The organism is Marmoricola sp. URHA0025 HA25, assembly GCF_054059435.1.
This window is the reverse complement of record NZ_JBSSCD010000001.1, coordinates 2,171,660-2,187,457: the sequence shown is the minus strand read 5'-3', so window position 1 is coordinate 2,187,457 and position 15,798 is coordinate 2,171,660. Positions and strand designations below refer to the sequence as shown.

The window sequence follows — 15,798 nt, the reverse complement described above, 5'->3', positions numbered from 1 at the left end:
TTCGACGGTGTGTAAACAGGTGCCCGTAAAATTGGTATGAACTCCGACCTTTGTGCAGTCCTACCGTTGACAGCCCTCCCACTTGAATCGAGACTGACCCGATGCCCCGTGCCGCGCTCGACCTGCCGCGGGCGGTGCTGCGTCCGGTCCGGAGCCACCACGCGTTCGAGGCCTGCGTCGAGCAGCTGGCGACCGCGATCCGCCTAGGCGTGTACCCCTACGGGTCCTCGCTGCCGGCCGAGCGGGAGCTCGCCGAGCAGCTGGGCGTCTCGCGGGCCACGCTGCGCGAGGCGATCGCCGCGCTTCGGTCGGCCGGGATGGTCGAGACCACCCGCGGACGCGGCGGCGGCACGATGGTGCGACGACGCCCGGCCCGCCGCAAGACCGCTGCCCGGGCGGCGATCAGGGGCCGGCACGACGACCTGCTCGACTCCCTCCGGTTTCGGGGCGTCGTCGAGCCCGGCGCGGCCGCTCTGGCCGCGGAAGGTGATCTAGACCAGGCGACCCGCATCATGCTCGAGGAGAGCCTTGCCGCGGTCTCCGAGGCCGGGGCAGGTCCCGACCACCGCCAGTGCGACTCAAGGCTCCATCTCGCGATCGCAGCCGCCAGCGGTTCGCGACGGACGATGGCCGCCGTCACGGAGGTCCAGGCCGATCTCGACGAGCTGCTCCAGGCGATCCCGGTGCTCCCGGTGAACATCGCCCACTCGACCGCACAGCACAAGGCGATCGTCTCGGCGATCCTCGCGGGGAACGCGCGCAAGGCCAGCAGGGTGATGACCGAGCACTGCGAGGACACCGCGGCACTCCTGCGCGGTCTGCTCGGGTGACGACGAAGGACTGGGTGAACGGGACGATGGCAACGCCTCCACGGAACAAGCGCATGCTCACGGTCGAGGACCTGCGTGGCCGGATCGGCACCGGCGACGTCGACACGGTCGTCGTCGCCTTCACCGACATGCAGGGTCGGCTCCAGGGCAAGCGACTGCACGGTCAGTACTTCGTCGACTTCGTCCTCGGCCACGGCACCGAGGGCTGCAACTACCTGCTGGCGGTCGACATCGACATGAACACTGTCGACGGCTACGCGATCTCCTCCTGGGAGCAGGGCTACGGCGACATGGAGTTCGTGCTCGACCTGTCGACGATCCGGCTGCTCCCGCACCTGCCCGGCACCGCAATGGTGCAGTGCGACCTCGCCTGGCCGGACGGTCGCCCCGTGGTGCAGTCGCCGCGGGCCATCCTCGCGCGGCAGGTCGAGCGGGCGGCCGAGGCGGGCTTCATCGCACTTGCCGGCACGGAGCTGGAGTTCATCCTCTTCGACGCGACGTACGAGGAGGCGTGGAGCTCGGGCTACCGCGACCTGCAGCCCTCCAACCAGTACAACGTCGACTACTCGATCCTGGGCACCACGCGGGTCGAACCGCTGCTGCGCGACATCCGCAACACGACGTACGCCGCGGGCATGAACGTCGAGGGCGCGAAGGGGGAGTGCAACTTCGGCCAGCACGAGGTCGGCTTCCTGTACGACAACGTCGTGGTCACCGCCGACAACCACGCGGTCTACAAGACGATGGCCAAGGAGATCGCCTCCCAGCACGGCAAGGCACTGACGTTCATGGCGAAGTACAACGAGCGTGAGGGCAACTCCTGCCACATCCACCTGTCGCTGCGGGCGAGCGACGGCACGCTCGTCTTCGGCGAGGATGCCGGCCGGTCACCGGTCTACGACCACTTCATCGCCGGGCTGCTCGCGACCATGCGCGAGTTCACCCTGCTCTACGCGCCCAACGTGAACTCCTACAAGCGGTTCGCCGCCGGGTCGTTCGCGCCGACCGCGATCGCGTGGGGCCTGGACAACCGCACCTGCGCGATCCGGCTCGTCGGCACCGGCCCCTCGGCGCGCCTCGAGAACCGGGTGCCGGGCGGCGACGTCAACCCCGTACCTGGCGATCGCCGCGATGCTCGCCGGCGGCCTCCACGGCGTCGCCGAGGAGCTGCCGCTGGAGCCGGAGCTCGTCGGCAATGCGTACGCCTCGGACAAGCCGCACGTCCCCTCCACGCTGTCGGAGGCGCGCGACGCGTTCCACGGCTCGGCGATCGCGCGGAGCCTGCTCGGCGACGAGGTCGTCGAGCACTACACGAACATGGCCGACGTCGAGCTCGCCGCGTTCGGCGCCGCGGTGACCGACTGGGAGCTGCGGCGAACCTTCGAACGCATGTGAGAAGCCAGTGACACAGCGAACGGATGTGAGAAGCCAGTGACACAGCGAGAGGATGTGACGTGAGCCAGACCGTGCACGAGGTCGTCAACCCGGCGACCGAGGAGACCGTCACCGAGGTCAGGCTGGCCTCGCTCGCCGACGCGGACGCCGCGATCGAGCGGGCCCACGAGGCTTTCGGGTCGTGGCGGTCGGTCGCGCCGGGGGAGAGGGCGCGGCTGCTCCGCCGGTTCGCAGCGCTGGTCGACGACGCGGTCGAGGAGCTCGCCGAGCTCGAGGTCCGCAACTCCGGCCACACCTGGGGCAACGCCGTCTGGGAGGCGGGCAACGTCCGCGACGTCCTCAACTACTACAGCGCCGCGCCGGAGCGGCTGTCCGGCCGGCAGATCCCGGTCGCCGGCGGCCTGGACGTCACCTTCCACGAGCCGCTGGGCGTGGTCGGGGTGATCGTGCCGTGGAACTTCCCGATGCCGATCGCCGGCTGGGGCTTTGCACCCGCGCTGGCGGCCGGCAACACCGTGGTCCTGAAGCCCGCAGAGCTGACCCCGCTGACCGCCGTCCGGCTCGCCGAGCTCGGGCGCGAGGCGGGGCTGCCGGAGGGCGTGTTCACGGTCCTCCCGGGCAAGGGCTCCGTCGTCGGCGAGCGGTTCGTCACCCACCCACTGGTCGCCAAGGTGTGCTTCACCGGCTCCACGGAGGTCGGCAAGCAGATCATGCGCGGCTGCGCCGACCAGGTGAAGCGGCTGACCCTCGAGCTCGGCGGCAAGAGCGCCAACATCGTCTTCGCGGACGCCGACCTCGCCAAGGCGGCCGCGACGGCGCCGTACGCAGTCTTCGACAACGCCGGCCAGGACTGCTGCGCCCGGTCCCGCATCCTCGTGGAGCGCTCGGCCTACGACGAGTTCGTGGGCCTGCTCGAGCCCGCGGTCACCGGCCTCCGGGTCGCCGACCCCAGTGACCGCGACAGCGAGATGGGTCCGCTGATCTCGGCGCAGCAGAAGGCCGTCGTCCAGGGCTTCGTCGACGAGGTCGAGGTCGCGTTCGCCGGCAGCGCACCCTCGGGGCGCGGCTACTGGTTCCCGCCGACCGTGGTGCTGGCGAGCTCGACCCAGGAGCGGATCTGGCGCGAGGAGGTCTTCGGGCCGGTGGTCGCGGTGATGCCGTTCGACGACGAGGCCGACGCGATCAGGCTGGCCAACGACACGGAGTTCGGCCTCTCCGGGTCGATCTTCACCCGCGACCTCGGCCGCGCGCTGCGCGTCTCCCGCGCCGTGGACGCCGGCAACCTCAGCGTCAACTCGCACTCGTCGGTCCGCTACTGGACGCCCTTCGGCGGCTTCAAGCAGTCCGGTCTCGGCCGCGAGCTCGGACCGGACGCCCCGAACGGCTTCACCGACGTCAAGAACGTCTTCTACGCACACGACTGAGCAGCTCTCACCGCACCAGGAAAAGGATCCCCGCCATGCCAGGACGCCTCGCAGACCGCACCGCCGTGATCACCGGTGGCAGCTCCGGCATCGGTCTCGCCACCGCGCGGCGCTTCGCCGAGGAGGGTGCCCACGTCGTCGTGGCCGACATCGACGACGCCCGGGGTGCGGAGGTCGCCGAGGAGATCGGCGGGCTCTACGTGCACACCGAGGTGACCGACAAGGAGCAGGTGGACGCACTGTTCGCCCGGGCCAAGGAGGCCTACGGCTCGGTCGACGTCGCCTTCAACAACGCCGGCATCTCGCCTCCCGACGACGACTCGATCCTCGACACGGACCTCGACGCGTGGCGCCGGGTGCAGGAGGTCAACCTCACCAGCGTGTACCTGTGCTGCAAGGCGGTGCTGCCGTACATGCTCGAGCAGAAGCGCGGATCGATCATCAACACGGCTTCGTTCGTCGCGGTGATGGGCGCCGCCACGTCGCAGATCTCCTACAGCGCCTCGAAGGGAGGCGTCCTGTCGATGTCGCGCGAGCTGGGGGTGCAGTTCGCCCGCGAGGGCGTCCGGGTGAACGCGCTCTGCCCGGGCCCGGTGAACACACCGCTCCTGCAGGAGCTCTTCGCGAAGGACCCGGAGCGCGCGGCCCGTCGCCTCGTGCACGTGCCGATGGGCAGGTTCGCGGAGCCCGAGGAGATGGCCAACGCCGTGCTCTTCCTGGCCTCGGACGAGTCCAGCTTCATCACGGCCAGCACGTTCCTCGTCGACGGCGGCATCGCCGGCGCCTACGTCACGCCACTGTGAGGACGCCGTGACAGCCGTGCCGGTGATCGGGATCACCACCTACCGCGAGCAGGCGCGCTGGGGCGTCTGGGACGAGATCGCCGACCTGCTGCACGCGGCGTACGCCCAGACGCTCGAGGCAGCGGGCGCTGCCGTCGTGCTGCTCCCGCCGGGCGATCCGTCCCGGGCCGCGACGGTGCTGAGCCGCCTGGACGGCCTCGTCGTCGCCGGCGGTGCGGACGTCGACCCGGAGCGGTACGCCGAGCCGCGGCACCCACGCACCGGCGGGATCCGTCCCGACCGTGACGCCTGGGAGCTCGCGCTCCTGGACGTGGCGGCCGAGAGGGACCTGCCGACGCTGATGGTGTGTCGCGGCATGCAGCTCGAGGCGGCCCGCGTGGGTGGCGCACTCGACCAGCACACGCCCGACGTCGTGGGCCACGAGCGGCACTCGCCGGGCGGTCCGGTGTACGGCGAGATCGAGGTGGCCACCGTGCCCGGGACGGCACTCGCGGCACTGATCGGCGATGCCCAGCGCGTCCACTGCCACCACCACCAGTCGGTGCGCGAGCACCCCGGCCTGGTGGTCGGTGCGCGGGCGGACGACGGCACGGTGGAGGCAGTGGAGCACCCGGGGCGCCGGTTCTGGATCGGCATCCAGTGGCACCCCGAGACCCTTGCCGACGTCGGCCTGTTCCAGGGGCTCGTGGTGGCCGCCCGCCCGTCCGACTGAGGTCCGGATCACGTTTGTGGCCGGGGTCGGCGGGTACTCGCCGGGATGACCGCGCGTGCGGTCCGACCGGATCCGAAGAGGATCGACCCGAGCAAGGATGGGGGACCCCGATGGGTACCGACGACAAGCTCGAGAACAAGACCGACGAGGCCATGGGCAAGGCGAAGGAGACCTTCGGCAGGGCCACGGACAACGAGGACCTCGAGGCCGAGGGCAAGGGCGACCAGACCGAGGCCAACGTCAAGCAGGCCGGCGAGAAGGTCAAGGACGCAGCCGGCAAGGTGAAGGACGCGTTCTCCTGACCTGCTGATCCACAGTCCCTGCGGGTGATGGAAACCGGGGACCGGCGACACCGCGTATGTCGCGGTTGCGCCGGTCCTCGGCCGTCGCCGGCCTGTTAGGATCTGCCCTGTTCGACATCCTTTAACGATCCGTCCCGTGAGGCGGAGAAGGAGGTCAGGCGCGATGTCGCCTACCCGACCCGAGCTCGCCGCCCAGTCCGACGCCGCTGCGCCGTCCGATCCGGGCCGCACGGTGCTCGACGCCCGTGACGTCACCCGGGCACTGACCCGCATCTCGCACGAGATCCTCGAGCGCAACCGCGGCTCGAGCGACCTGGTGCTCCTCGGCATCCCCACCCGCGGTGTGCACCTCGCCCGCCGGATCGCCGAGAAGATCTCCGAGGTGGAGGGCATCGAGGTGGCGGTCGGCTCGCTCGACGTGACCATGTACCGCGACGACCTCCGGATGCGCCCGGCGCGCACGCTGCTCCCCACCGAGATCCCATCCGGCGGCATCGACGACAAGACCGTCGTGCTGGTCGACGACGTGCTCTACTCCGGCCGCACCATCCGGGCCGCGCTCGACGCGATGAACGACATCGGCCGTCCCCGCGCGGTGCGCCTCGCGGTGCTGGTCGACCGCGGCCACCGCGACCTGCCGATCCGGGCCGACTTCGTCGGCAAGAACCTGCCGACCTCGACGGCCGAGTCGGTCGCCGTACGCCTGAGCGAGCACGACGGGGAGGACTCGGTGACCATCAAGTGAAGAAGCACCTGCTGAGCGCAGCGGACCTCAGCCGCGACGACGCCGAGCTGATCCTCGCCACCGCCGAGGAGCTCCGCTCGCTCGCCGACCGGCCGATCAAGAAGCTGCCCGCCCTGCGCGGTCGCACGATCGTGAACCTCTTCTTCGAGGACTCCACCCGCACCCGGATCTCCTTCGAGGCCGCGGCCAAGCGACTGTCGGCCGACGTCATCAACTTCTCCGCGAAGGGCTCCTCGCTGAGCAAGGGCGAGTCGCTCAAGGACACCGCCCTGACCCTCGAGGCGATGGGCGCCGACGCCGTCGTCGTACGCCACTGGGCGTCCGGCGCACCGCACAACCTGGCCAACGCCGGCTGGTCGCGGTCGAGCGTGATCAACGCCGGCGACGGGACGCACGAGCACCCGACCCAGGCGCTCCTCGACGCCTTCACGATGACCCGGCACCTCGCCCCGGAGAAGGGGCAGAGCCTCGACGGGCGGCGGGTCGCGATCGTCGGCGACGTGCTGCACAGCCGGGTGGCGCGCTCCAATGCCCTTCTCCTGCACACGCTGGGGGCCGAGGTCACCCTGGTGGCGCCGCCGACGCTGCTCCCGTACGGCGTGGACACCTGGAACGTCCAGACCTCCTACGACCTCGACGCCGTGCTGCCCAAGACCGACGTGGTGATGATGCTGCGGGTCCAGCGCGAGCGGATGAACGCGTCGTACTTCCCCAGCGTCCGGGAGTACTCCCGCCGCTACGGCCTCGACGCGCGCCGGATGGCGACCTTGCAGGACCACACGATCGTGATGCACCCGGGCCCGATGATCCGCGGCATGGAGATCACCGCCGACGTCGCCGACTCCGAGCGTTCGGTGATCGTCGAGCAGGTCACCAACGGGGTCGCGGTCCGGATGGCCGTCCTCTACCTGCTGCTGGGCGGCAACGAGCCGGCCCTCTCGACGACCGAGGCCGTGCCGGCCGAGGAGGGCTCCGCATGAGCGAATACCTGATCAGGAACGCACGGGTCCTCGGTGGAGACCCGGTCGACATCTTCATCGAGGACGGCAGGATCGCGGCCATCGGTGGTCGAGCAGCGAGCGCCAGCGAGCGATCAGTCGAGACCCGACCAGTCGAGACGATCGACGCCACCGGCCTGATCGCGCTGCCGGGCCTCGTCGACCTGCACACCCACCTGCGTGAACCGGGTCGCGAGGACGCCGAGACCGTCGAGACAGGCACGCGTGCCGCGGCCATGGGCGGCTTCACTGCCGTGCACGCGATGGCGAACACCGACCCGGTCGCGGACACGGCCGGTGTCGTGGAGCAGGTGTGGCGGCTGGGGCGCGAGGCCGGCTACTGCGACGTGTTCCCGGTCGGCGCCGTCACCGTCGGGCTCGCGGGGGAGCGGCTCGCCGAGCTCGGCGCGATGGCCGACTCGGCCGCGCGCGTGCGGGTCTTCTCCGACGACGGCAAGTGCGTCTCCGACCCGGTGCTCATGCGCCGCGCGCTGGAGTACGTCAAGGCCTTCGACGGCGTGATCGCCCAGCACGCCCAGGAGCCGCGGCTCACCGAAGAGGCGCAGATGAACGAGGGTGAGCTGAGCGGCCGGCTCGGTCTTCGGGGCTGGCCCGCGGTGGCCGAGGAGGCGATCATCGCCCGCGACTGCCTGCTGGCCGCCCACGTCGGGTCGCGGCTGCACGTCTGCCACGTCTCGACCGCCGGATCGGTGGAGATCCTGCGCTGGGCGAAGGCGCAGTCGCAGAAGGACGGTGGCTGGAGCGTGACCGCCGAGGCCTGTCCGCACCACCTGCTGCTCACCGACGAGCTGGCCGCCACCTACGACCCGATCTACAAGGTGAACCCGCCGCTGCGCACGCAGGCCGACGTGACGGCGGTGCGTGCGGGCCTGGCAGACGGGACCATCGACGTCGTCGCGACCGACCACGCCCCGCACCCCCACGAGGACAAGGACTGCGAGTGGCAGGCCGCCGCCTTCGGGATGCTCGGGCTGGAGACGGCGCTGTCGATCGTGCAGCAGACCATGGTCGACCCGGGACTGGTCGACTGGGCCGGGGTCGCCGAGCGGATGTCCTACGTGCCGGCGCGGATCGGGCGGCTCGACGGCCACGGCCGGCCGATCGCCGAGGGCGAGCCGGCCAACCTGGTGCTGTACGACGCCTCCGCGACCCGCACCGTCGAGGCCAGCGAGATGGCGTCGCTCTCCCGGAACACCCCGTACGCCGGCCTGGAGCTGCCCGGTCGTGTCGTCGCCACGTTCCTCCGTGGCAAGCCGACCGTGCTCGACGGAAAGCTCACCTGATGACCCCACCCCGGATCTCCCTGCTGCGCAGGCGGGCGCCGCGATTCCCGCCGCTGGTCGCGCCCCCTCCGGTGGCCGACCTGCCGACGGCGAAGCTGCAGGCGGCCGCCCGCTATCTCGGCACCGTGGACGAGTCCGGCGAGACGGTGATCGGGCAGTCCCTCTCGGCGCGCAGCGCTGCCCGGCTGTCGCTGTCCACCGAGGCGCTCGACGTGATCCGCATCGCCGGCTCGTTCCGCATCCCGGTCGGCGCGCTCCGGGGTGCTGCCGGTGGTGAGAGGTTCAAGGGCAAGGTGGTGCCGGACCTGCTCCTGGTCCGCTGGGCGCACGGCGGGCACCGCTGGGAGACCGGCTTCCGGATGGAGCCCAGCAAGACGGTGAAGGACGGCACCCGCGCCCCGGACGTGGGCGCCTGGGTGCGGACGATCTCGAAGATGGCAAGGGGCAACGATGACTGAGGCGATCCTGGTCCTGGAGGACGGGCGCACGTTCCGCGGCGAGTCCTACGGCGCGACGGGGGAGACCTTCGGCGAGGCGGTGTTCTCGACCGGGATGACGGGCTACCAGGAGACGCTGACCGATCCGTCGTACCACCGCCAGGTCGTGGTGATGACCGCGCCGCACATCGGCAACACCGGGATGAACGACGACGACCCGGAGTCCAGCCGCATCTGGGTCAGCGGGTACGTCGTCCGCGACCCGGCCCGGATGCCCTCCAGCTGGCGCTCGACCGGCACGCTGGACGACGCGCTCCGCGACCAGGGCGTGGTCGGGATCAGCGGCATCGACACGCGCGCCCTGACGCGGCACCTGCGCGAGCGCGGTGCGATGCGCGTCGGCATCTCGAGCGTCGAGAGCAACCCGAGGGCACTGCTCGAGCGCGTGCTGGCGAGCGCGGAGATGAGCGGCGCTGAGCTCGCCGACGAGGTCACCACCTCCGAGGCCTACGTCGTCCCCGCGGTCGGCCCGAAGGTGGCCACCGTCGCGGCCGTCGACCTCGGCATCAAGGCGAACACCCCGCGGATGATGAGCGAGCGCGGCATCGAGGTGCACGTGCTGCCGGCGACGGCGACCATCGACGACGTCCTGGCCGTGCAGCCCGACGGCCTGTTCTTCTCCAACGGGCCGGGTGACCCGGCGGCGACCACCCATCAGATCGCCCTCCTCCAGGACGCCCTGGAGCGCGGCCTGCCGTACTTCGGGATCTGCTTCGGCAACCAGCTGTTCGGCCGGGCGCTCGGGTTCGGCACCTACAAGCTCAAGTACGGCCACCGGGGCATCAACCAGCCCGTGATGGACCGCACCACCGGCAAGGTCGAGGTGACGGCGCACAACCACGGGTTCGCCGTCGATGCCCCGCTCGAGGGCAGCACGACGACGCCCTACGGGGAGGCGACCGTGAGCCACGTCTGCCTCAACGACGACGTGGTCGAGGGCCTGGAGCTGCGGGACGCGGACGGCCGGCTCGCCGCGTTCTCGGTGCAGTACCACCCGGAGGCGGCCGCCGGTCCGCACGACGCGGCCTACCTGTTCGACCGCTTCCTCGACCTCATGAACGACCGGAAGGCCTGACCCGTGCCGAAGCGCGAAGACCTCAAGTCCGTCCTGGTGATCGGCTCCGGGCCGATCATCATCGGGCAGGCGTGCGAGTTCGACTACTCGGGCACGCAGGCCTGTCGGGTGCTCAAGGAGGAGGGCCTCCGGGTCATCCTGGTCAACTCCAACCCGGCCACGATCATGACCGACCCGGAGTTCGCCGACGCCACCTACGTCGAGCCGATCACGCCCGAGTTCGTCGAGAAGGTGATCGAGAAGGAGCGCCCCGACGCGCTGCTCGCGACGCTGGGCGGCCAGACCGCGCTCAACACCGCCATCGCGATGGCCGAGAACGGCGTCCTGGAGAAGTACGGCGTGGAGCTGATCGGCGCGAGCATCGAGGCGATCCACCGCGGGGAGAACCGCCAGTCGTTCAAGAAGATCGTCGAGGAGCTCGGGGGAGAGGTCGCCAGCAGCGTCATCTGCCACTCCATGGACGACTGCCTCGGTGCGGCGGAGCAGCTCGGCTACCCCGTCGTGGTCCGGCCGTCCTTCACGATGGGCGGCACCGGCTCGGGCATCGCCTACGACGAGCGCGACCTGCACCGGATCGCCGGTGCCGGACTCTCCGCCAGCCCGACCACCGAGGTGCTCCTCGAGGAGTCGATCATCGGCTGGAAGGAGTACGAGCTCGAGGTCATGCGCGACCAGGCCGACAACGTCGTGATCGTGTGCTCCATCGAGAACCTCGACCCGATGGGCGTGCACACCGGTGACTCGATCACGGTGGCGCCGGCGATGACCCTCACGGATCGCGAGTACCAGCACCTGCGCGACCTCGCCATCGGGATCATCCGCTCGGTCGGCGTCGACACCGGCGGCTGCAACATCCAGTACGCCGTGAACCCGGCCGACGGCCGGGTCGTCGTGATCGAGATGAACCCCCGGGTGTCGCGGTCCAGCGCGCTGGCGTCGAAGGCGACCGGCTTCCCGATCGCGAAGATCGCCGCGAAGGTCGCGATCGGCTACACACTCGACGAGATCCCCAACGACATCACCCTCGAGACCCCGGCGAGCTTCGAGCCGACGCTGGACTACGTCGTGGTGAAGGTGCCTCGGTTCGCGTTCGAGAAGTTCCCGACGGCCGACACCACGCTCACCACCCACATGAAGTCGGTCGGCGAGGCCATGGCGATCGGCCGCAACTTCACCGAGGCGCTGCAGAAGGCCCTGCGCAGCCTGGAGAAGAACGACGCCGCCTTCGACTGGCACCACCGCTGGGTCGACCTCGACAAGCAGGCGCTCCTCGAGCAGATCCGGCGGCCCACGGACGGCCGGCTGAAGGTGGTGATGGACGCGATCCGGGCAGGTGCCACGCCGGAGGAGGTCCACGAGGCCACCGGCATCGACCCGTGGTTCGTCGACCAGCTCGCGCTGATCAACGAGATCGCCATGGAGGTCATCGACGCCGAGGAGCTGACCCCGGCGCTGCTGCGCAGGGCCAAGCGGCACGGCTTCTCCGACGCCCAGCTCGCCAAGATGCGCAACCTGGGCGAGGACGTCGTCCGCGGTGTGCGGCACGCCCTCGGCATCCGGCCGGTCTACAAGACCGTGGACACCTGCGCGGCCGAGTTCGCGGCGCGCACGCCGTACCACTACAGCTCCTACGACGAGGAGACGGAGGTGCAGCCGAGGGAGAAGCCGGCCGTCATCATCCTGGGCTCCGGACCCAACCGGATCGGGCAGGGCATCGAGTTCGACTACTCGTGCGTCCACGCGTGCCTGGCGCTCTCGGAGGCCGGCTACGAGACCGTGATGGTCAACTGCAACCCCGAGACGGTCTCCACCGACTACGACACCTCCGACCGGCTGTACTTCGAGCCGCTGACCCTGGAGGACGTGCTCGAGATCGTGCACGCCGAGACCAAGGCGGGCCCGGTGGCCGGAGTGATCTGCCAGCTCGGCGGGCAGACCCCGCTGGGACTCGCCCAGGGCCTCGAGGACGCCGGCGTCCCGATCGTGGGCACCACGCCTGAGGCGATCGAGCTGGCCGAGGAGCGCGGCGCGTTCGGCCGGGTGCTCAAGGAGGCCGGGCTGGTCGCGCCGAAGCACGGCACTGCGAGCTCGTTCGCCGAGGCGCAAGAGATCGCCGCCGAGATCGGCTACCCGGTCCTCGTGCGGCCGTCGTACGTGCTCGGCGGCCGGGGCATGCAGATCGTGTACGGCGACGACGCGCTGCGCGGCTACATCGCGGCGGCGACCGAGGTGAGCCCTGACCGCCCCGTCCTGGTCGACCGGTTCATCGACGACGCCGTCGAGATCGACGTGGACGCGCTGTTCGACGGCACCGACCTCTACCTGGGCGGGGTGATGGAGCACATCGAGGAGGCCGGGATCCACTCGGGCGACTCGGCCTGCGCGCTGCCGCCGATCACGCTGGGTGCGCGGGAGATCCTGCGGATCCGCGAGGCCACCGAGGCGATCGCCCGGGGCATCGGGGTGGTCGGCCTGCTGAACATCCAGTTCGCGCTCGGCGCCGACGTGCTCTACGTGCTCGAGGCCAACCCGCGGGCCAGCCGCACGGTGCCGTTCGTCTCCAAGGCGACGGCGACGCCCCTTGCCAAGGCGGCCGCCCGGATCATGCTCGGCGAGTCGATCGCGTCGTTGCGCGAGGCCGGCGTCCTGCGGGTCAAGGACGGCGGCGAGCTGCCCGGTGACGCTCCCATCGCCGTGAAGGAGGCGGTGATGCCGTTCAACCGGTTCCGCACCCCCGACGGCGGCCACGTCGACACCCTCCTCGGACCGGAGATGAAGTCGACGGGTGAGGTGATGGGGTTCGACGCCGACTTCGGCACCGCCTTCGCCAAGTCGCAGGCCGCGGCGTACGGATCGCTGCCCACCTCGGGTCGCGTGTTCGTGAGCATGGCCAACCGTGACAAGCGCACGATGATCTTCCCGATCAAGGTGCTGGCCGACTCCGGGTTCGAGATCTACGCCTCCCAGGGCACCGCCGACGTGCTGCGCCGCAACGGCATCAAGGCCACCGTGGTCCGCAAGCACTTCGAGGGCACCGGGCCGAACGGCGAGCCGACGTCGGTGCAGCTGATCCTCGACGGCCAGGTCGACCTCATCGTGAACACGCCGGCAGGCAGCGGCGCGGGCGGCGACTCGCGCATGGACGGCTACGAGATCCGCACGGCCGCGGTGCTGGCCGGGGTCCCGTCGATCACGACCGTGCAGGGGCTCGCCGCCGCCGTGCAGGGGATCCAGGCGCAGCGGGCCGGGTCGATCGGGGTGCGCTCGCTGCAGGAGTGGGCCGCCGCCGCCATCGTGCCCGCGCTGGACGGTCCTGGATGACCGGTCCGTACCGTGCGCTGTTCGACCGCGTGCTGACCCGGGTCGACCCCGAACGCGCGCACCATGCGGCCTTCGCCGGCATCCGGGCGGCCGCACCCGCCCTGCGCGGCTTCGACAGGCTCGACCACCGTCGGGGGCGGACCGGCGTGCACACCATGGGCATCGACTTCCCCGGTGTGCTCGGGCTCGCGGCCGGCTTCGACAAGAACGCCGTCGGCATCGACGCACTGGGCGCCCTCGGCTTCGGGTTCGTCGAGATCGGCACCGTCACCGGCGAGCCGCAGCCCGGCAATCCGCAGCCCCGCCTGGTCCGGCTGCCGGCCGACCGGGCGGTGGTCAACCGGATGGGCTTCAACAACGACGGTGCCGAGGCGGTGGCGAGGCGACTGGCGCGACGCAGGCGGACCCGGCGTGGACCCGTGCTCGGGATCAACATCGGCAAGACCAAGGTCGTGCCGGAGGACGCCGCGATCGGCGACTACGAGAAGAGCACCGGGCTGCTCGCGCCCCACGCCGACTACCTGGTCGTCAACGTGTCCTCGCCGAACACCCCCGGACTCCGCGACCTGCAGTCGGTGGTCAAGCTCGAGCCGCTCCTGCGCGCCGTACGCCGTCGCGCCGACGAGGTCACCGAGAGGCGGGTGCCGCTCCTGGTGAAGATCGCCCCCGACCTCGACGACGACGACGTGCTGGCCGTCGCCGACCTGGCGCTGGCGATCGGGCTCGACGGCATCGTCGCGACCAACACGACGACCAGTCGCGAAGGTCTCTCCTCGCCCCCGGAGGCGGTCGAGCGCGCCGGTGCCGGCGGTCTCTCCGGAGCGCCCTTGCGACGCCGCGCCCTCGAGGTGATCGGGTTGCTCCGGGAGCGGGTGGGCGACGAGGTCACGCTGATCGGCGTCGGTGGCATCGCCTCCGTCGACGACGCCGTCGAGCGGATCGCCGCCGGCGCCGACCTGCTGCAGGCCTACACCGCATTCGTCTACGAAGGACCACTCTGGCCGCGGCGCATCAACGCCGCCCTCGCTGAGGAGCGACGTCGATGACCACGTTCGGAGCCCGGCTGCGTGCCGCCATGGACACCCGCGGACCGCTGTGCGCCGGCATCGACCCGCACTCCGGCCTGCTGGCCGCGTGGGGCCTCCCCGACACCGTCGAGGGGCTCGAGCGCTTCTCGCTGACCGCGGCTGAGGCCTTCGGCCCGACTGTCGCGGCGGTCAAGCCGCAGTCCGCGTTCTTCGAGCGGTTCGGGTCGCGCGGGATCGCGGTGCTCGAGCGGGTGGTGCACACCTGCCGCGAGGCCGGCGCCCTGGTGGTGCTCGACGTCAAGCGCGGCGACATCGGCTCGACGGCCCAGGGCTACGCCGACGCCTACCTCGACCCGTCGTCCCCGATCGCGGCCGACGCCATCACCGCCAGCCCGTTCCTCGGCTTCGGCAGCCTGGCGCCGATGCTCGACAGCGCGGCCAAGCACGACGCCGGCGTCTTCGTGCTGGCCCTGACCTCCAACCCGGAGGGCGCCCAGGTGCAGCGGGCCACCACGCCCGACGGCCGGATGGTCGCCGCGACCGTGCTCGACTCCTTGCGCGCGGCCAACGCAGGGGCACAATCGCTCGGCTCGTTCGGTGCGGTCGTGGGCGCCACCATCGACGCTCCCGGCGGCGAGATCGATCTCGACGTCAACGGCCCGCTGCTCGTGCCCGGGATCGGCGCGCAGGGCGGCACCGCTGACGACGTACGCCGGATCTTCGCCGGCGTCCTCGACAAGGTCCTGCCGAGCAGCAGCCGCGAGATCCTCGGCGCCGGGCCGGACCCGGCGTCGTTGCGAGCGGCCGCGGAGCGCGCAGCCGCCGAGTTCGCGGCGCTCGTCGGATGAGCCGGGCCCGCCTAGCGACTCTCGGTGCTGTCCTGCTGCTCTCGCTGCAGGCGTGCGGCGGCGGCAGCGACAAGGGCTACTGCGACGCGCTGAAGGCCGACCAGCCGCTCTTCGCCCAGATGCAGGACGACACCAGTGGGCTCGGGCTGCTGAAGCACCGGGCCGCGCTGCACGCGCTCGCCGACAAGGCTCCGGACGACCTCGGCGACGAGTGGCAGACGTTCCTCGGGGCGCTGGACGCCTTTGCCGGGACGCTGAGCGACCTGCACGTGGCGCCGGGCGACTTCGTGGACGGCAAGCCGCCGGCCGGCCTCGGCGAGGACGCCCGCAACCGGATCGCGTCGGCGGCCAGTGAGCTGTCGTCGGCCGACGTGGTCGAGGCAGCCGACGGCATCGAGCAGCACGCGAAGGACGTCTGCAAGCTGCAGCTGGGCCTGTGAGACCTGCGTTTCCGGTGGCCCGCGTTGCAGCCGGTGAGCACTGCTGACTACATTGCTGCACACCGCAGGTGCCCGC

At 71.0% G+C, this 15,798-nt stretch carries 15 protein-coding genes; all 15 read left to right on the top strand.

Annotation, left to right across the window (positions count from 1 at the left end; all coding sequences use genetic code 11):
* The first annotated feature begins 101 nt into the window (after positions 1-101).
* The 15 genes from ACVW00_RS10740 (at position 102) to ACVW00_RS10670 (ending at position 15,722) form a co-directional block, all read left to right on the top strand.
* Positions 102-830 carry a FadR/GntR family transcriptional regulator gene (locus ACVW00_RS10740; RefSeq protein WP_457110886.1) on the top strand — a complete coding sequence of 243 codons (729 nt, stop codon included), beginning with the start codon at positions 102-104 and terminating at the stop codon, positions 828-830.
* Positions 831-883: 53 nt separating this feature from the next.
* Positions 884-2,236, top strand: a complete 1,353-nt coding sequence (locus ACVW00_RS10735; RefSeq protein ID WP_457110885.1) for a glutamine synthetase family protein — start codon at positions 884-886, stop codon at positions 2,234-2,236.
* A 48-nt stretch (positions 2,237-2,284) separates the two neighbouring features.
* Positions 2,285-3,649, top strand: coding sequence for an aldehyde dehydrogenase family protein (locus ACVW00_RS10730; protein WP_457110884.1), 1,365 nt, complete (start codon positions 2,285-2,287; stop codon positions 3,647-3,649).
* A gap of 35 nt (positions 3,650-3,684) precedes the next feature.
* Complete coding sequence (locus ACVW00_RS10725) at positions 3,685-4,452, top strand: 3-oxoacyl-ACP reductase (RefSeq protein WP_457110883.1); 768 nt, start codon at positions 3,685-3,687, stop codon at positions 4,450-4,452.
* A 7-nt stretch (positions 4,453-4,459) separates the two neighbouring features.
* Entirely contained in the window at positions 4,460-5,164 is a 705-nt protein-coding gene (locus ACVW00_RS10720; protein ID WP_457110882.1) for a gamma-glutamyl-gamma-aminobutyrate hydrolase family protein, read from the top strand.
* A gap of 110 nt (positions 5,165-5,274) precedes the next feature.
* Positions 5,275-5,466: a CsbD family protein gene (locus ACVW00_RS10715; protein ID WP_457110881.1), complete on the top strand. Its 192-nt coding sequence runs from the start codon at positions 5,275-5,277 to the stop codon at positions 5,464-5,466.
* Positions 5,467-5,629: 163 nt separating this feature from the next.
* Positions 5,630-6,211, top strand: a complete 582-nt coding sequence (gene pyrR, locus ACVW00_RS10710) for a bifunctional pyr operon transcriptional regulator/uracil phosphoribosyltransferase PyrR (protein WP_457110880.1) — start codon at positions 5,630-5,632, stop codon at positions 6,209-6,211.
* Positions 6,208-7,191, top strand: a complete 984-nt coding sequence (locus ACVW00_RS10705; protein ID WP_457110879.1) for an aspartate carbamoyltransferase catalytic subunit — start codon at positions 6,208-6,210, stop codon at positions 7,189-7,191. Before pyrR ends, ACVW00_RS10705 begins: the two co-directional genes overlap by 4 nt.
* Positions 7,188-8,513, top strand: coding sequence for a dihydroorotase (locus ACVW00_RS10700; RefSeq protein ID WP_457110878.1), 1,326 nt, complete (start codon positions 7,188-7,190; stop codon positions 8,511-8,513). Before ACVW00_RS10705 ends, ACVW00_RS10700 begins: the two co-directional genes overlap by 4 nt.
* Positions 8,513-8,971, top strand: a complete 459-nt coding sequence (locus ACVW00_RS10695) for a PH-like domain-containing protein (protein WP_457110877.1) — start codon at positions 8,513-8,515, stop codon at positions 8,969-8,971. Before ACVW00_RS10700 ends, ACVW00_RS10695 begins: the two co-directional genes overlap by 1 nt.
* Positions 8,964-10,085, top strand: a complete 1,122-nt coding sequence (gene carA, locus ACVW00_RS10690) for a glutamine-hydrolyzing carbamoyl-phosphate synthase small subunit (protein WP_457110876.1) — start codon at positions 8,964-8,966, stop codon at positions 10,083-10,085. Before ACVW00_RS10695 ends, carA begins: the two co-directional genes overlap by 8 nt.
* 3 nt (positions 10,086-10,088) lie before the next feature.
* Entirely contained in the window at positions 10,089-13,406 is a 3,318-nt protein-coding gene (carB, locus tag ACVW00_RS10685; RefSeq protein ID WP_457110875.1) for a carbamoyl-phosphate synthase large subunit, read from the top strand.
* Entirely contained in the window at positions 13,403-14,452 is a 1,050-nt protein-coding gene (locus tag ACVW00_RS10680) for a quinone-dependent dihydroorotate dehydrogenase (RefSeq protein ID WP_457110874.1), read from the top strand. The genes carB and ACVW00_RS10680 overlap by 4 nt, the downstream gene beginning before the upstream one ends.
* Entirely contained in the window at positions 14,449-15,282 is an 834-nt protein-coding gene (gene pyrF / locus ACVW00_RS10675) for an orotidine-5'-phosphate decarboxylase (RefSeq protein ID WP_457110873.1), read from the top strand. Before ACVW00_RS10680 ends, pyrF begins: the two co-directional genes overlap by 4 nt.
* Complete coding sequence (locus ACVW00_RS10670) at positions 15,279-15,722, top strand: hypothetical protein (protein WP_457110872.1); 444 nt, start codon at positions 15,279-15,281, stop codon at positions 15,720-15,722. Before pyrF ends, ACVW00_RS10670 begins: the two co-directional genes overlap by 4 nt.
* The last annotated feature ends 76 nt before the right edge of the window (positions 15,723-15,798 follow it).